Annotated in this window: 7 protein-coding genes; all 7 read right to left on the bottom strand. The window is 54.1% G+C overall.

Features of this window, described 5'->3' with window-relative positions:
* Positions 1-41: 41 nt before the first annotated feature.
* Positions 42-836: an MBL fold metallo-hydrolase gene (locus ABDB98_RS03810; protein ID WP_438421413.1), complete on the bottom strand. Its 795-nt coding sequence runs from the start codon at positions 834-836 to the stop codon at positions 42-44.
* A gap of 51 nt (positions 837-887) precedes the next feature.
* Positions 888-2,186: a citrate:proton symporter gene (locus ABDB98_RS03805; RefSeq protein ID WP_047476462.1), complete on the bottom strand. Its 1,299-nt coding sequence runs from the start codon at positions 2,184-2,186 to the stop codon at positions 888-890.
* A 193-nt stretch (positions 2,187-2,379) separates the two neighbouring features.
* Positions 2,380-3,342, bottom strand: coding sequence for a tripartite tricarboxylate transporter substrate binding protein (locus ABDB98_RS03800; protein WP_060963343.1), 963 nt, complete (start codon positions 3,340-3,342; stop codon positions 2,380-2,382).
* A 12-nt stretch (positions 3,343-3,354) separates the two neighbouring features.
* Complete coding sequence (locus ABDB98_RS03795) at positions 3,355-4,035, bottom strand: response regulator (RefSeq protein ID WP_047476460.1); 681 nt, start codon at positions 4,033-4,035, stop codon at positions 3,355-3,357.
* A complete protein-coding gene (locus ABDB98_RS03790; RefSeq protein ID WP_049628085.1) occupies positions 4,032-5,636 on the bottom strand; it encodes a sensor histidine kinase in 1,605 nt (534 codons plus the stop codon). Before ABDB98_RS03790 ends, ABDB98_RS03795 begins: the two co-directional genes overlap by 4 nt.
* 181 nt (positions 5,637-5,817) lie before the next feature.
* Positions 5,818-9,258: an exosporium glycoprotein BclB-related protein gene (locus tag ABDB98_RS03785; protein WP_438421412.1), complete on the bottom strand. Its 3,441-nt coding sequence runs from the start codon at positions 9,256-9,258 to the stop codon at positions 5,818-5,820.
* 173 nt (positions 9,259-9,431) lie between these two features.
* Positions 9,432-18,281 (bottom strand): NTTRR-F1 domain, encoded by an 8,850-nt coding sequence (locus ABDB98_RS03780; protein WP_438421411.1) that lies wholly within the window; start codon positions 18,279-18,281, stop codon positions 9,432-9,434.
* Between the last annotated feature and the right edge of the window lie 24 nt (positions 18,282-18,305).

Here is an 18,305-nt window from a genome sequence, read left to right as displayed (position 1 = left end):
GAAAGTGCAAAGAAAAAACACCTGTGATTTTCGCAGGTGTTTCACAAAACGGAATGCAGTTTTTCAGCCAGTGTAAGCAAATCATCACGGTAGTTTTTTCCCGACATCGGAATCCCGTGACCCGTCAAAAGCGCTTCCGGCTCCAGTTCAGCCAGTTTTTGAACGGATGCTGCCGCAGTCTGCGTATCCGCTGTGAAATAGGCGGGCGGCCCGTGAAGCTCTTGCTTTTGAATGACAACGTCCGCAAGGGATTCCTGCTCAACAGTGATCACGGCATCACCGGCAATCAAAACGCGGTCTTTCTCCCGGAATAATGAAATATGGCCGGGGGTGTGGCCGGGCGTATGAATCCATTTCCAATCTTCAAGCAATGGAACGGCGCCGTCTGAAGGCAGCGCCTGAACGGACGGAATGCGGATCGTATGGCGGGGAAACAGCGGGGACAGCTTTGCGACAAGCCCTTTTTTCGCATCGGGCCTGGCAGGCGGGTAATCCGCTTTTCCCGTGACGTACGGGAGCTCCTGTTCATGAATATAAACCGGTACATCCCAAAGTTTAAGCAGCTCTTCCATCGCACCGACATGGTCAAAATGGCCGTGCGTCAAAATGACCGCCTTCAGCTGATACCCCTCGCCGAACCGGCGTTTCATTTCATCTGTAATCATTTCTGCCGATTGCGGCATTCCCGCGTCAACCAGAATGATTTCCCCCGGAGCTGAGGGATTTTCGATAAAGTAAACATTCGCAATCTGCACGGTCAGTCCGTAAACGCCGTCCGCCGCTTTAAAACCGACGCCGCTTTTAACCGAAAAAAGCGGCATAAACGGATCACTCATCATGGCACCTCCTCTGATGCCTTTAGTGTGCGACGAACAGGCTGTTTTATGTTAAAAAATCGTGATCGCGCCGATAAGGAGTGCAAAGGCAGTCATGACGATAACGGCGAGAACCGCCCATTTCATCGCAAATTTCTGATGCTCATCAATGGTTACCCCGGCAAGCCCGACTAATAAATGCGTCGACGGCACGAGCGGGCTTAACATATGAATCGGCTGGCCAATAATTGAAGCGCGGGCGATTTCCACCTTATCAACACCATACGCCACGGCGGTTTCGGACAAAATGGGCAGTACGCCGTAAAAATAGGCGTCATTGGGCATCAGAAATGTAAAAATACCGCTCGTTAAGGCAACAATCGCCGGGATAAATCCCCCCAGCTGCTCCGGAATAAGCGAAACGAGAGAGATGGCCATTTCATCAACCATCTTCGTCCCCGTTAAAATTCCGGTAAACACGCCTGCGGCAAAAATCATCGACCCGATCGCCAGCACATTGCTCGAATGGGCTGAAATGCGCTCCCTTTGATCGTTAAGCTTCGGATAATTGACAATCAGCGCGATACAAAACGCGATGATGAACAGCACGGTTAAATTCACTTTTCCTGATACTAAAAACCCGACTAAAGAAAGCGTTAACAGTAAATTGAACCACCACAGTTTCGGCCGCTTCCATTCATCTTCCACAGCCGCAGCCGTTTCATTTGTATGGGACGGCTGCTTTAATTCGATCACCCCGAGCCGTTTCCTTTCCATCCTTCCGAGTACATAAGCGACCGCAATCATACACACCATGCCGCTCGCAATGACAGGCAGCATCGGTCCCGTCAGCTCCGCCGGGTCCACGCCGAGCGCGCTCGCCGCACGCGGCGTCGCGCCGCCCCATGGAATCGTGTTCATAATCCCCATGCCGACCCCGGCGATTCCCGCTAAAATAATCGGACGGATTCCGAGCATGATATATAAAGGCAGCATTGCGCTAGTTGTAATCATATACGTCGTCGAACCGTCTCCGTCCAGCGCGACAAGCATGGTCAGCACGGCTGTTCCGACAACAATTTTGAGCGGATCGCCCTTGACCAGTTTTAAAATACGCGCAACCATCGGATCGAATAAACCGGTATCAATCATAATGCCGAAATAAAGAATCGCAAACATAATCATGACTGCAATCGGCGCCACCTGTTCAATACCGGAGATCATCATCCCGCCGACCCGATTAAATGAAAAGCCGGCAATCAGCGCAAATACGATCGGCGTCAATACGAGCGCCGTTAACACCGAAAGCCGTTTTGTCATAATCAGCACCATAAAAACAACCATCATAAGAAAGCCTAAGATTGCTAACACAGTATGTCCCCCTTATTATGAATACGCTTACATTTTAAAGGCCCGATTCCCCTTTATCCGCCTTTTTGCTATATTATGAGAATTACATATTGAAGTAAATATTTTGGATTTTAAAGATTTTTAATTTTTTATAACCTTTTCGTTCATTTTGTTCATTTATAAATAAAAAGGATTCCGCATGTATGCGGAATCTTTATTTTTCGCTGCTCATCATTTCTTTATAAAACTCGGTCTGCTCTTCTAAAAAGTGTTTTGCGCCGCTGCTGTTTTTATAAAAACTCTCCCAATCCCGTTTTTTCATCATTTGTTTCCACTCCGCAGATGAGGTAATCTGTTTCAAAGCCTGATCCCAATAAGCGATTTCGCCTTCGGTCATGTCTTTCGGTCCCATGATGCCTCTCCAATGCGCAAAGACAAACGGCACCCCCTGTTCTTTCCATGTCGGAACATCGCTGAAGCCTGAAAGCCTTTTGTCAGAAGTAACGGCCGCTAATGTGATTTTTCCTTTCTCATAGGTGTCTCTCGCTTCTGAAATGGTCATCGAGGCGGCATCTATATCGTGGTTGATAAGAGCTTCAATGACTTCATTGCTGCTCCCGTATTGAAAAAAGCGGATATCAAACGGCGAAATTCCCGCCATTTCCGCGGCTCTCGCAAAGGAGAGCTGGTCATCATTTCCGAGACCGGGCGCAAATCCGATCTTTATGCCGCCCGGATGTGTTTTAATATCCCCGAGCAGCTGCTTTCCGCTTTTTATCTTTGAATCTTTCGGAAGAGCGACAGTCTGCCACTCTTTTGCGATAATCGCCAAAGGCGTAAAATCATCTGCCTTCAGCCGGCTTTGTCCTAAAATTTCATTGCTTAACAGCAGGCTTGAATTCATACTGATGACATCCGTTTTTCGTTCGTTTACATATTTCCAGCCGCTGTCTCCGCCTCCGCCGGGCTTATAGACAATCTTTACGGGCCGGTCTAATATATGCTTCCGCTCTATTACCGATTGCAAAGCTTTTGCCGTTACATCCCAGCCCCCTTGAGGCGCTGCGGGTACGACGATTTCAATCGGCCCTCCGGCTGAGCGGATGCCCGCCATCTGCCGTCCGTCAAATGAAACCAGCGCCGCCAGCAAAACAAGGAGCACTCCCAACCGCTTCATTTCTCCAATCCCTTATTCATGTGCTAAATAATATTTCCGTTCCGGTCTGCCGATAATGCCGTACTCTAATTCAGCGAGCGCTTCTTCCTGAGAAACGAGAAACTCGGCGTAGCGCCGCGCCGTTGTTCTGGAGGCCCCCATTTTTTCACCCAGTTCTTCAGCCGTCATCCCTTTTTCGGCAGTCCTGAGCGCGTTTTTTATCTTTTGGAGTGTAATAGAATTAATGCCTTTGGGCAGATCATTGAGCTGTTTTTGTTCTTTCTGGCCGCTTCCGAAAAACATATCGATGACGGACTGGCTCAGCTCCGGCTGTGAGTGCAGCCATTCTCTTTTTTCACGGTACTGCAAAAGCACTTCTGTAAATTTATGTGCCGAAACCGGCTTTATGACATAGTGGGAAACGCCTGATCTGAGCGCTTCCTGCAGCAGTCTTGTTTCGGCAGAAGCCGTAATAATGATGATATCAACAGAAGGAAAACGGCAGCGGATGAGCGGAAGCAAATCCGTTCCCAGCTCATCCGGCATATAAATATCCAAAAGCAGCAGATCAGGCTGCCGGTTCTCAAGCAGCGATATGGTGTCTTTGGCATTGATTGCTTTGCCGATGACATTGAATCCATCAAGATGTTCGATGAATTTTTCATGGATTTGCGCGATTCGAAAGTCGTCCTCTGCAATCGCGATGTTAATCACACGGATTCCCCCTTTGGCCTTTCTTTCGGTATAAACACCGTAAATACGGCACCGCCGCTCTTTTGCTGCGAAATCTCTATCCATCCCTGCAATTCACTGACGGCTTCCTTCAGATTGGCTAAGCCGTATCCTCTCCTTGTCCCCTTTGAAGAGTATCCCTTTTCAAATATCGTTTCTGTTTTTTCCTGAGGCACCCCGTCTCCTGAGTCCGCCACTTCTATGACAATATCCCTTCCGATATCGGTCATAAAAAAGGATACCTCTTTTTTCTCTTTTTCGGCGACGGCTTCGAAAGCGTTATCAATAAGATTTCCTATGATTGTAATGAGCTGGGATGAGCCCACATGCGCCGGCAGCGATTCTAAAAAGCTGTTTTCATCTATTGAAAGCTTCACTTTCTTCTCAGATGCCTTTCCCATTTTTCCTAATAGTATGGCCTGAACCCGCTGTGAATGAATGTTTTGAAAGAGGATTTCGTGCTGTTCATTCTGGATGGCGTACTCTTCTTTAATCAGTTCAATGGCTTCATCGTATTCTCCCAGTTCTAACAGACCGAGTATCGCGTAAAGCTTATTCGAGAATTCATGCGTTTGCGCACGGAGATCTTCCGAGTATTTTTTTATTTCAGTCAGCTCGTTAATCAGCTTCTTGAGCTCCGTTTTTTCGCGAAAGCTTATGACCGCTCCGTATACTTGCCCGGCCTGTCTCATCTCTTTCACGTTTAAAATAAACACTTTATCCCCGGCACGCACCTCCACATTCGGCGGTAATTCTCCGCCTGCAAAAACCGGCATGAGCCTTGCGCCCGGCATAATTTCTTTTATATGCCTTCCGATCATCGGTTCCGGAAGATGCAGCATATCAGCCGCAGACAAATTCATCATGGTTACCGCGCCTTCTTTGTTTACGGCGATAATCCCTTCTTTAATCGCAAGGAGCATCGCATTTCGCTCCCGGTACAGCGCCGCAATTTCATGCGGTTCAAGGCCGAGTGTATCTTTACGGATGCTTTTTGCGAGCGCCGCCGCTCCCCCGATGCCGATAAGGAACACCAAACATGCAAAATAGCTTAAGTGCCGCAAATGCGCTTTCATATCTTTTTCTATCTCATCTTGCAGAAACTCGACTGTCACCGTTCCGACGACTTCGTTATGATTTTTTTCCTCCAGAATAACCGGTGCGCTTCCCCGGACAGCCTTCATTCCGTCAGAAACCGGAGCCCCGCCGAACATGACGGCTTTGTTTTTCAGATTTTGATTGTCTTTCGGAATGCTGCTGCGGTCCGAATGAAACACGGCACGCCCTTTTTGATCGGTAATGTAGACGGCGTGCGCACCTGCCTGTTCTTTCATTTGTTCAATGACGTCTAACTTTTTAAAAGCATTTTGATCCGCAAGCCTGAATGCCTCTTTTACAGGCGGCATGTATGATATGGTTTTTGCCGTCTGCACCGCCAGCTGTTCCGCCTGCTTCTGGCCTTCCTTTAATTGCTGAAAGGCAAATATAACAGTAAGCGTTCCGATGACAAGTATTAATAAAGCCGTAATTAATCCGGCAATTTTCATTTGCAGAGAGACATAAAACCGTTTCTCTTCCAACACAGCACCAGCCGTCCTTTCCTCCTAAAATCATACCACTTTTTATATCCTTATTTTTTATTTTTAAGAATTTTCGTGATCTTTTTCTCTTGCCGATTTTCAAAAAGGATGATAGGCATATTTTCACTTTTGAGGATTTATGTAACAAAAAAAAGAACGCTGACCGAAGTCAGCCTTCTTTTTATCAGGAAATCGTAACTCCCGCGCTTGCGTATCCCGCCACTGTATTAATAAGAGAAAGACCCGACGCAGTGGCGGAGAATACCATTAACAGCCGGGTTTGAGGAGTTACCGCAATGTTCAGCCCTGTAGTGATTCCGTTGCTGATGCTGCCGATTGACAATACGCCGGTAAGGGCAGGAGCTAAAGTGACGGATGCTCCGGGAATCGGCGTGAACGTATTATTCGGCACAGCGGAACTGTATAATTGTGCAGTTATCGTAACAGTCGAGCCGACAAGCGACAATGCTGCGGTGGTACTGAAATAGGCGGCAATTGATGTAATGGTTCCGCTTCTCGGAGCAGAAAAAGCAAAGTTCAGCAGAGTCCCTCCGGCTCCGGTAAGATCAATTGCGCCTCCCCCTCCGACATTGACGCCCGTCACAGAACTGCCGAACCCGACAAGGCTCACCGTTCCGATTAATCCGCCGGCAATCGTGGTCACGGCAGTCGGAAGACCTGAAGCATAAGGAATGATCGCGCCTGCTCCGGTTACACCCGTTACTCCGGTGGCTCCGGTTAAACCTGTTGCTCCGGTTATTCCTGTCGCTCCGGTTACTCCGGTGGCTCCCGTTATTCCTGTCGCTCCCGTTACTCCGGTTGCCCCGGTTATCCCTGTTGCTCCCGTTACTCCGGTGGCTCCCGTTATCCCTGTTGCTCCTGTTATCCCAGTTGCTCCGGTTACTCCCGTTATCCCGGTTGCTCCTGTTATCCCAGTGGCTCCCGTTAACCCGATTGGCCCTGTTACTCCCGTTACTCCGGTGGCTCCCGTTAACCCGGTTGCTCCGGTTATCCCTGTTGCTCCCGTTACTCCGGTTGCTCCCGTTATCCCTGTTGCTCCTGTTAACCCGGTTGGCCCTGTTGCTCCTGTTAACCCGGTTGCTCCCGTTACTCCTGTTGCTCCGGTCGATCCTGTCACCCCGGTGGCTCCCGTTATTCCTGTCGCTCCGGTTACTCCGGTGGCTCCTGTTATCCCAGTGGCTCCTGTTAACCCGGTGGCTCCGGTTATCCCGGTTGCTCCTGTTACTCCGGTTGCTCCTGTTACTCCGGTTGACCCGGTTACTCCCGTTATTCCAGTTGCTCCCGTTACCCCGGTTGCTCCCGTTATCCCTGTTGCTCCTGTTATTCCAGTGGCTCCCGTTACCCCGGTTGCTCCCGTTATCCCTGTTGCTCCGGTTACTCCGGTGGCTCCTGTTACTCCAGTCGCGCCCGTTACTCCGGTGGCTCCCGTTACACCAGTTGCTCCGGTTAAACCTGTTGCTCCGGTTGCTCCCGTTACTCCGGTTACGCCTGTTACCCCGGTGGCTCCCGTTATTCCTGTCGCGCCCGTTACTCCGGTGGCTCCTGTTAACCCAGTTGCTCCGGTTATCCCGGTTGCTCCCGTTACTCCCGTTGAGCCGGTTACTCCCGTTATCCCTGTTGCTCCTGTTAACCCAGTTGCTCCCGTTTCTCCTGTCGCGCCCGTTACTCCGGTGGCTCCTGTTATCCCAGTGGCTCCCGTTTCTCCGGTGGCTCCTGTTATCCCAGTGGCTCCTGTTAACCCGGTGGCTCCTGTTATCCCGGTTGCTCCCGTTTCTCCGGTTACTCCTGTTATCCCGGTTGCTCCTGTTAACCCAGTTGCTCCCGTTATCCCGGTGGCTCCTGTTAACCCAGTTGCTCCTGTTATCCCGGTTGCTCCTGTTAACCCGGTTGGCCCTGTCACTCCGGTGGCTCCTGTTATCCCGGTTGCTCCTGTTATCCCGGTTGCTCCTGTTAACCCGGTTGGCCCTGTCACTCCGGTTGCTCCTGTTATCCCGGTTGCTCCGGTTATCCCTGTTGCTCCTGTTATCCCTGTTGCTCCCGTTTCTCCGGTGGCTCCCGTTACTCCTGTCGCTCCGGTTACTCCTGTTGCTCCGGTTGCTCCGGTTGCTCCTGTTACTCCCGTTACTCCGGTTGGCCCGATTGCTCCTGTCACTCCGGTTGCTCCCGTTATCCCGGTGGCTCCTGTTACTCCGGTGGCTCCTGTCACCCCAGTTGCCCCGGTTATCCCAGTTGCTCCTGTCACCCCAGTTGCTCCTGTTATCCCGGTTGCTCCCGTTACTCCGGGGTCGCCTGTTACTCCGGTCGCCCCGGTGAACCCCGTTGCTCCGGTTACCCCGGTTGCTCCCGTTACTCCAGTTAAACCTGTTACTCCGGTTGCTCCCGTTTCTCCAGTTAAACCTGTTACTCCGGTTGCTCCCGTTACCCCTGTTGCCCCCGTTAACCCTGTTGCTCCCGTTACTCCGGTTGAGCCAGTTACTCCCGTTATTCCAGTCGCTCCGGTTATCCCTGTTGCTCCCGTTTCTCCAGTTGCTCCTGTATCTCCAGTTGCTCCGGTTACCCCTGTTGCGCCCGTTACTCCGGTTGCTCCTGTTATCCCGGTTGCTCCTGTTAACCCAGTTGCTCCTGTTAACCCGGTTGGCCCTGTTACTCCCGTTACTCCTGTTATCCCGGTTGCTCCGGTTAACCCGGTTGGCCCTGTTACTCCCGTTACTCCGGTGGCTCCCGTTAACCCGGTTGCTCCGGTTATCCCTGTTGCTCCCGTTACTCCGGTGGCTCCCGTTATCCCTGTTGCTCCCGTTACTCCTGTTAACCCGGTTGCTCCTGTTATCCCGGTTGCTCCTGTTAACCCAGTTGCTCCTGTTAACCCAGTTGCTCCCGTTATCCCGGTGGCTCCTGTTACTCCGGTGGCTCCTGTCACCCCAGTTGCTCCTGTTATCCCGGTTGCTCCCGTTACTCCGGGGTCGCCTGTTACTCCGGTCGCCCCGGTGAACCCCGTTGCTCCAGTTACCCCGGTTGCTCCTGTTAACCCTGTTGCTCCCGTTACTCCGGTTGCTCCTGTTATCCCGGTTGCTCCCGTTACTCCGGGGTCGCCTGTTACTCCGGTCGCCCCGGTGAACCCCGTTGCTCCAGTTACCCCGGTTGCTCCCGTTACTCCGGGGTCGCCTGTTACTCCGGTCGCTCCTGTTAACCCCGTTGCTCCTGTTAACCCGGTTGGCCCTGTTATCCCAGTTGCTCCCGTTATCCCGGTGGCTCCTGTTACTCCGGTTGCTCCTGTCACCCCAGTTGCTCCTGTTATCCCTGTTGCTCCCGTTACTCCGGGGTCGCCTGTTACTCCGGTCGCTCCAGTGAACCCCGTTGCTCCAGTCAGCCCCGTTGCTCCGGTCGCGCCTCTCATATGATAATGATTTGGATGACAGCACGGACACCATCTTTCATGACAACAAGAGTTTTCACAGCAGCATCCTTCACAGCAATGTGCTCGATTATGGTAACTGCGCCTTTGATTTCTTCTTTTATGTTGGGAATGACAGCAACAATCATTACAATACCGGCAGTCATAATCTCCAGAGTCGTATCTGTTATACCAAGTATCTCCTTTTCTCATTACACCACCTCTTCTTGCATAATATTTTTTCAAAAACAAATGGTGTTTCAAAAACCCATTTAAATGATCAACTGGTCTCTAAGAGTGAATGTTGCACAGCGTTTACGGAAAAAAAGACCTAACCGCGTATCAGTCAGGCCTTTCATCTTTAAAATATCAGACTGCTATTTTCATCAGGTTGTCGGAAAACTTATGCTGTTAAAATCGATATTGAGAGCAATTGCTGTCGTTAAATCATTAGCAGTTGTGAAAATAACCCTGAGCTGGTAAGTGTTCGTTCCTGCGGTCGGCGCAGTATCCACTGTTGTATCAGCAATCGAAAAACTATCCGTAGCTGCGGTAGTACTAGTTCGCGCCAGAGTTCTTGTATGAATTTGCACTGCTCCCCTATATAATCTCACTTCATAAACAAAGTTTGAATTTGCTGTAGTTGTTAATGCGACACTGAGTGCATAATCAAGCTTTACATTCTCCAAAGCATTAACTGGAATTGCCAGCGTAGCGATGGGAACTTCTGTATTTAACGGCGGATAAACAGTGAGCGGCCCATTAGTTCTTGTGAAGAGCAAGGTTGGTGTACTGCCTGTGGCGCCGGTTGGACCTGTTGAGCCGGTTACTCCCGTTGGGCCGGTTGCTCCTGTTGCTCCTGTTGCTCCGGTTGCTCCTGTTGCTCCTGTTGCTCCGGTTGCTCCTGTCGAGCCGGTTGCTCCTGTTGCTCCTGTTACACCTGTTGAGCCGGTTCGGCCGGTTACTCCGGTGGCTCCTGTTACTCCGGTTGCTCCCGTTGCTCCTGTTACTCCGGTTGCCCCTGTTGCTCCTGTTACTCCTGTTACTCCTGTTACTCCGGTTAGGCCCGTTACACCCGTTGGGCCAGTCACCCCGGTTGATCCTGTTGATCCTGTTGGACCCGTTACACCCGTTGGGCCAGTCACCCCGGTTACTCCGGTTACTCCGGTTGGGCCGGTTGCTCCCGTTGCACCAGTCACTCCGCTTGCTCCAGTTACTCCTGTCGCACCGGTTGAGCCCGTTGCCCCGGTTACTCCTGTTGCTCCTGTCGCACCGGTTGGGCCCGTTACCCCAGTGGCTCCGGTTACTCCTGTTACTCCGGTTACTCCAGTTGGGCCAGTCACCCCGGTTACTCCGGTTGTTCCTGTTGGACCCGTTACCCCAGTTACACCTGTTGCTCCGGTTGGGCCCGTTACTCCGGTTGATCCTGTTACTCCGGTTGAGCCGGTTGATCCTGTTGCCCCAGTTACTCCTGTTGAGCCGGTTGATCCTGTCGAGCCAGTTGGACCGGTTGGGCCCGTTACACCAGTTGGGCCAGTCACCCCGGTTGGGCCTGTTACTCCGGTGGCTCCGGTTGAGCCGGTTACTCCTGTCGCGCCCGTTACTCCTGTTGCCCCGGTTACTCCTGTCGATCCGGTTGGGCCGGTTACTCCGGTTGACCCTGTTGTTCCTGTTGGACCCGTTGGGCCAGTTGCTCCGGTTAGACCGGTTTCCCCGGTTGCTCCCGTTGGGCCGGTTGAACCCGTTGGACCCGTTACACCAGTGGCTCCGGTTACTCCTGTCGCGCCCGTTACTCCAGTTACTCCGGTTGCTCCGGTTGCTCCCGTTACACCAGTTACTCCAGTTGCTCCACTTGCTCCGGTTAGACCGGTTTCCCCGGTTGGACCTGTTGAGCCCGTTACACCAGTTGGGCCAGTCACCCCGGTCGGGCCGGTTGCACCTGTCGCACCGGTTGGACCCGTTACACCAGTGGCTCCGGTTACTCCTGTCGCGCCCGTTACTCCTGTTGCTCCGGTTACTCCTGTCGCGCCCGTTACTCCAGTTGCCCCTGTTACTCCTGTCGATCCGGTTACTCCGGTTGATCCTGTTGTTCCTGTTGGACCCGTTGGGCCAGTTGCTCCGGTTAGACCGGTTTCCCCGGTTGCTCCCGTTGGGCCGGTTGAACCCGTTGGACCCGTTACTCCAGTTGCCCCTGTTACTCCTGTCGATCCGGTTACTCCGGTTGATCCTGTTGTTCCTGTTGGACCCGTTGGGCCAGTTTCTCCGGTTAGACCGGTTACCCCGGTTGCTCCCGTTACTCCAGTTACTCCTGTTGGGCCAGTTTCTCCTGTTACTCCCGTTACTCCAGTTGGGCCAGTTTCTCCTGTTACTCCCGTTACTCCAGTTGGGCCAGTCACCCCGGTTGGACCTGTTGAGCCGGTTACTCCTGTTACTCCAGTTGCACCGGTCGCTCCGGTTTCTCCTGTTGCTCCGGTTGCTCCCGTTACTCCGGTGGCTCCCGTTGGGCCGGTTGAACCCGTTGGACCAGTCACTCCGGTGGCTCCTGTCGATCCAGTTTCTCCGGTGGCTCCCGTTACACCAGTTACTCCAGTTGCTCCGGTTGAACCTGTTACTCCGGTTACTCCAGTTACTCCGGTTGCCCCTGTTGCTCCCGTTACTCCTGTCACTCCGGTTGCCCCAGTTTCACCTGTTGCCCCGGTCACTCCCGTTGCTCCGGTTGGACCTGTTGTTCCGGTTGAACCCGTTGGACCAGTTTCACCAGTCGATCCGGTTGAACCTGTTGCTCCGGCTGCTCCGGTTGGACCTGTTGCACCTGTTACTCCTGTCGATCCGGTTGAGCCGGTTGCTCCTGTTGCTCCGGTTGCACCAGTTGCTCCTGTTGCTCCGGTTGCTCCCGTTTCTCCAGTTACTCCGGTTGCTCCTGTTACTCCAGTTGAACCTGTTTCTCCGGTCGCTCCGGTTGGGCCTGTTGCTCCTGTTACACCAGTTACTCCGGTTATTCCGGTGGCTCCCGTTACTCCGGTTGGACCTGTTGCCCCTGTTACTCCTGTCGATCCTGTTGGGCCGGTTACTCCGGTTTCCCCGGTTGGGCCGGTTGCTCCTGTTGTTCCTGTTGTTCCTGTTACTCCAGTCGCACCCGTTGCTCCGGTTGAGCCTGTTTCTCCTGTTGGGCCTGTTACCCCAGTTGTTCCTGTTGGACCCGTTGGGCCAGTTTCTCCGGTTGGCCCGGTTGCTCCCGTTGCACCAGTCACTCCCGTTAGGCCAGTCACCCCGGTTGGGCCCGTTACACCAGTTGGGCCAGTCACTCCCGTTAGGCCAGTCACCCCGGTTGGGCCCGTTACACCAGTTGAGCCTGTCGCACCGGTTGGACCCGTTACACCAGTGGCTCCTGTTACTCCAGTCGCGCCCGTTACTCCTGTTGCTCCAGTTGGCCCTGTTACTCCTGTTTCCCCGGTTACTCCTGTGGCTCCGGCTGCTCCGGTTGGACCTGTTGGCCCTGTGGCTCCTGTTACCCCAGTTGCTCCTGTTACTCCTGTTGGGCCGGTTACACCAGTTGGGCCAGTCACCCCGGTTGGGCCCGTTGCTCCTGTCGCACCGGTTGGACCCGTTTCCCCAGTGGCTCCTGTTACCCCAGTTACTCCTGTCACTCCGGTTGAGCCGGTTGCTCCGGTTGCTCCAGTCACCCCGGTGGCTCCTATTGCTCCGGTTTCCCCGGTCGCTCCCGTTTCTCCAGTTACTCCGGTTGCTCCTGTTACTCCAGTTGAACCTGTTTCTCCGGTTACACCAGTCGCACCTGTTACTCCTGTCGCTCCGGTTGGGCCTGTTGCTCCGGTTGAGCCAGTTACACCGGTTGGACCGGTCGACCCTGTTGCTCCCGTTACTCCTGTTACTCCAGTTTCCCCCGTTGCTCCTGTTACTCCGGTTGGACCAGTCACTCCTGTTGACCCTGTTGTTCCTGTTGGACCCGTTGGGCCAGTTTCTCCGGTTGGCCCGGTTTCTCCCGTTGCACCAGTCACTCCTGTTGCACCGGTTGGGCCTGTTACTCCTGTTAAGCCGGTCGATCCGGTTGCTCCTGTTGGGCCGGTTGAACCCGTTGGACCAGTTCCACCAGTCACTCCGGTTGAGCCGGTTGCTCCTGTTATACCAATTACTCCGGTTACTCCTGTTGCACCGGTTGAACCTGTTACTCCAGTCACTCCGGTTGCTCCTGTTGGACCAGTTTCACCAGTCACTCCGGTTGACCCTGTTACACCAGTTACTCCTGTTGCTCCGGTTGCACCTGTTGCTCCAGTCGCTCCGGTTACTCCAGTTGGACCTGTTGACCCGGTGATTCCGGTTGATCCGGTTGCTCCCGTTTCTCCGGTTGGACCTGTGGCTCCTGTTACTCCTGTTACTCCTGTTGCCCCTGTGTTGCCTGTTAAGCCAGTTTCCCCGGTTGCTCCGGTTGCTCCTGTCGATCCAGTTTCTCCGGTTGGACCTGTTGCTCCTGTTATCCCAGTTTCTCCTGTTACTCCTGTTGCCCCGGTTACACCGGTTGCTCCCGTTGGGCCGGTTTCTCCTGTTACCCCTGTTGCTCCTGTTGTTCCGGTTGTTCCTGTTACTCCAGTCGCACCCGTTGCTCCGGTTGAGCCTGTTTCTCCTGTTGGGCCGGTTGCTCCTGTTGGGCCTGTTACCCCAGTTGTTCCTGTTGGACCCGTTGGGCCAGTTTCTCCGGTTGGCCCGGTTGCTCCTGTTGCCCCGGTTGAACCTGTTACTCCAGTCACTCCGGTTGGGCCAGTCACCCCGGTTGGACCCGTTCCCCCAGTTACACCTGTTACTCCTGTCGCTCCGGTTGACCCTGTTACCCCAGTTACCCCAGTTGCCCCGGTTGAACCTGTTGCTCCTGTTACCCCAGTTGCTCCTGTTACCCCAGTTGCTCCGGTTTCCCCAGTTGCTCCGGTTTCCCCTGTTACTCCTGTTACTCCCGTTACTCCTGTTGCCCCTGTTACCCCAGTTACCCCAGTTGCCCCGGTTGAACCTGTTGCTCCTGTTACCCCAGTTGCTCCGGTTTCCCCAGTTGCTCCGGTTTCCCCTGTTACTCCTGTTACTCCCGTTACTCCTGTTGCCCCTGTTACTCCTGTTGCCCCTGTTGAGCCGGTTACTCCGGTTGGCCCGGTTTCTCCCGTTGCACCAGTCACTCCGGTTGGCCCGGTTTCCCCGGTTGCCCCAGTTTCACCTGTAGCTCCCGTTACTCCAGTTACTCCGGTTGAGCCGGTTACTCCAGTTACTCCAGTCGAGCCGGTTGCTCCCGTTACACCAGTTACTCCAGTTGCCCCGGTTGATCCGGTTGCACCGGTTGCTCCTGTTGTTCCGGTTGCTCCTGTCGCTCCAGTTACTCCGGTTACTCCAGTTGCCCCTGTTACTCCGGTCGCTCCGGTTGGGCCTGTTGGACCGGTTGGGCCGGTCGACCCTGTTGCTCCCGTTACTCCAGTCACTCCGGTGGCCCCTGTTTCACCTGTTGCCCCGGTCACTCCCGTTGTTCCGGTTGAACCCGTTGGACCAGTTTCACCAGTCGATCCGGTTGAACCTGTTGCTCCGGTTGGACCTGTTGGCCCTGTGGCTCCTGTTTCCCCAGTTGCTCCGGTTTCCCCGGTGGCTCCCGTTACACCTGTTGCTCCGGTTGAGCCTGTTACTCCGGTTGAGCCTGTTACTCCGGTTGATCCTGTTACTCCGGTTACTCCAGTTGGACCCGTTTCCCCAGTGGCTCCGGTTACCCCGGTTGCTCCTGTTGTTCCTGTTACTCCTGTTGCACCTGTTGCTCCTGTTGTTCCTGTTGTTCCTGTTGTTCCTGTTACTCCAGTCGCACCCGTTGCTCCGGTTGAGCCTGTTTCTCCTGTTGGGCCGGTTGCTCCTGTTGGGCCTGTTACCCCAGTTGTTCCTGTTGGACCCGTTGGGCCAGTTTCTCCGGTTGGCCCGGTTGCTCCTGTTGCCCCGGTTGAACCTGTTACTCCAGTCACTCCGGTTGGGCCAGTCACCCCGGTTGGACCCGTTCCCCCAGTTACACCTGTTACTCCTGTCGCTCCGGTTGACCCTGTTACCCCAGTTACCCCAGTTGCCCCGGTTGAACCTGTTGCTCCTGTTACCCCAGTTGCTCCTGTTACCCCAGTTGCTCCGGTTTCCCCAGTTGCTCCGGTTTCCCCTGTTACTCCTGTTACTCCCGTTACTCCTGTTGCCCCTGTTACCCCAGTTACCCCAGTTGCCCCGGTTGAACCTGTTGCTCCTGTTACCCCAGTTGCTCCGGTTTCCCCAGTTGCTCCGGTTTCCCCTGTTACTCCTGTTACTCCCGTTACTCCTGTTGCCCCTGTTACTCCTGTTGCCCCTGTTGAGCCGGTTACTCCGGTTGGCCCGGTTTCTCCCGTTGCACCAGTCACTCCGGTTGGCCCGGTTTCCCCGGTTGCCCCAGTTTCACCTGTAGCTCCCGTTACTCCAGTTACTCCGGTTGAGCCGGTTACTCCAGTTACTCCAGTCGAGCCGGTTGCTCCCGTTACACCAGTTACTCCAGTTGCCCCGGTTGCTCCCGTTGCACCAGTCACTCCGGTTGGCCCGGTCGTTCCCATTGCTCCGGTTTCTCCTGTTGGGCCGGTTGGACCCGTTGGGCCTGTTGCTCCGGTTACTCCGGTTGCTCCTGTTGCACCAGTTGCTCCGGTTACTCCGGTGGCTCCCGTTATCCCAGTGGCTCCTGCTATTCCCGTTACTCCGGTTACTCCTGTTAAGCCTGTCGCTCCTGTTGGGCCTGTTACCCCAGCTGCTCCGGTTGCTCCGGTTACACCAGTTGAGCCGGTTGGACCCGTTGGACCTGTTTCACCAGTCACTCCTGTTGGGCCGGTTAAGCCTGTCACTCCTGTCACTCCGGTTGAGCCGGTTGGACCAGTCACTCCTGTTGGACCTGTGGCTCCTGTTACTCCAGTTTCCCCTGTTGCTCCCGTTACTCCTGTTGCTCCGGTTGCTCCCGTTATCCCGGTTACTCCTGTTGGGCCGGTTGGACCTGTGGCTCCTGTTACTCCCGTTATACCTGTTGCACCTGTTACTCCTGTCGCTCCGGTTGGGCCGGTTTCTCCGGTTGCTCCCGTTACTCCGGTTGAGCCTGTTGCTCCGGTCGCTCCCGTTTCTCCGGTTGGACCTGTGGCTCCTGTTACTCCCGTTACACCTGTTGCACCTGTTACTCCAGTCACTCCGGTTGGGCCAGCCACCCCGGTTGAGCCGGTTGGACCCGTTCCCCCAGTTACACCTGTTACTCCTGTTACTCCTGTCGCTCCGGTTACACCAGTTGCTCCCGTTTGGCCAGTTGGGCCTGTTGCTCCTGTTAAGCCAGTTGCACCTGTTGGGCCAGTTTCCCCGGTTGCTCCGGTTTCTCCAGTTGGACCAGTCACCCCGGTCGGGCCGGTTACGCCCGTTACTCCGGTTGAGCCTGTCGCTCCTGTCCCACCAGTCGATCCGGTTGGGCCAGTTTCCCCGGTTGCTCCTGTTCCACCAGTCGATCCGGTTACTCCTGTTACTCCTGTTATTCCGGTGGCTCCAGTTGCTCCGGTTACCCCAGTTTCTCCGGTTATCCCTGTTGCTCCTGTTACTCCTGTTAAGCCAGTTGCCCCGGTTGCTCCCGTTACACCAGTTACTCCAGTTGCCCCGGTTGATCCGGTTGCTCCCGTTACTCCTGTTGCCCCTGTTACACCAGTTTCCCCTGTTGCTCCTGTTACACCAGTTACTCCGGTTGATCCTGTTACTCCGGTTACTCCAGTTGGGCCAGTTGCTCCGGTTGATCCTGTTGCTCCTGTTGCTCCTGTTACTCCTGTTACTCCAGTTGGGCCGGTTACTCCTGTCGCTCCTGTTTCTCCAGTTGGGCCGGTTACTCCTGTCGCTCCTGTTTCTCCAGTCGCTCCGTTTACACCTGTTGCTCCGGTTGATCCGGTCGCTCCGGTTGCCCCTGTTGATCCAGTCGATCCGGTTGATCCCGTTGGACCGGTTGATCCGGTCGCTCCGGTTGCCCCTGTTGATCCGGTTGCTCCGGTTGATCCTGTTGTTCCGGTTACTCCAGTCGATCCGGTTGATCCGGTTGCACCCGTTGGACCGGTTGATCCTGTTGCTCCGGTTGATCCTGTTACTCCTGTTACTCCTGTCACTCCGGTTGAGCCGGTTGATCCTGTTACTCCAGTTGAACCGGTGGCTCCGGTTGAACCTGTTACACCTGTTACTCCAGTCGATCCGGTTGCTCCTCTTACTCCAGTTGCTCCTGTTGCTCCTCTTACTCCAGTTGCTCCTGTTGCTCCTCTTACTCCAGTTGCTCCTGTTGCTCCTCTTACTCCAGTTGCTCCTGTTGCTCCTCTTACTCCAGTTGCTCCTGTTGCTCCTGTCGCTCCAATTGGGCCGGTTGCACCTGTTGCTCCCGTTGCACCAGTCACTCCTGTTGACCCGGTTGTTCCCGTTGCTCCGGTTACTCCTGTTGCCCCTGTCGCTCCAGTTGCACCTGTTGCTCCTCTTGCACCAGTTGCCCCGGTTGCTCCTCTTACTCCAGTGGCTCCTGTTGCTCCCGTTACACCTGTTACCCCGGTTGCTCCTCTTACTCCAGTTGCTCCTCTTGCACCTGTTACTCCGGTTGCTCCTGTTGCCCCGATTGGGCCGGTTACACCGGTTGCACCAGTTGCTCCTGTCGCTCCAATTGGGCCGGTTGCACCAGTTGCTCCCGTTACCCCGGTTGCTCCCGTGGGACCCGTCACTCCTGTGGGGCCTGTAATACCCGTTACGCCAGGTTCACCCCCGGTTTGTGCCAATGAAACATCGTCTATTAAAACCGTGCCGGAAGAAACTTTACTTAATACAATGACAGCAGAGGCCGCGCCAGAAGGCACACTGCTTGTTTTATAGATTTCAGACCATGTATGAAAGAGCACATTCGGCAAATTTCCGGGTGTGATATTTTCTTGAACGGAACTGATTTGTTCACCTGCTGCGCTGACATATATGATCTGGAGGGTTACCTGGGGACTTGGCTCATTTCCGAGCGTTGCCAGTGATACGAATAGAGTCAGTGACTGAGCTGAAATGGGGATGATTTGACTGAGGTAAGCATATGGCTGAGTTCCAATAAATTGTGCAGAATATCTCCCTGAATGTGCAAACAAACTGTTAATCTGGGTATTTGCCGAACTCCAACCCTCTAATGTGCCGGTTTCAAAGCTCCCATTTATAATCGGATTATTCATTCAAGCTTTTTCCCTCTCCTTTCT

Origin of the sequence: Bacillus siamensis, from assembly GCF_051628075.1 — a bacterium.
Taxonomy (GTDB): Bacteria; Bacillota; Bacilli; order Bacillales; family Bacillaceae; genus Bacillus; species Bacillus siamensis.
This window is presented reverse-complemented; position numbering and strand designations above follow the sequence as displayed.

Bases quoted from the DNA above. Each gene is read 5' to 3' on its own strand.
- ABDB98_RS03810 (WP_438421413.1), bottom strand. From the start codon at position 836: ATGAGTGATCCGTTTATGCCGCTTTTTTCGGTTAAAAGCGGCGTCGGT.
- ABDB98_RS03800 (WP_060963343.1), bottom strand. From the start codon at position 3,342: ATGAAGCGGTTGGGAGTGCTCCTTGTTTTGCTGGCGGCGCTGGTTTCA.
- ABDB98_RS03785 (WP_438421412.1), bottom strand. From the start codon at position 9,258: ATGAGAAAAGGAGATACTTGGTATAACAGATACGACTCTGGAGATTAT.
- ABDB98_RS03780 (WP_438421411.1), bottom strand. From the start codon at position 18,281: ATGAATAATCCGATTATAAATGGGAGCTTTGAAACCGGCACATTAGAG.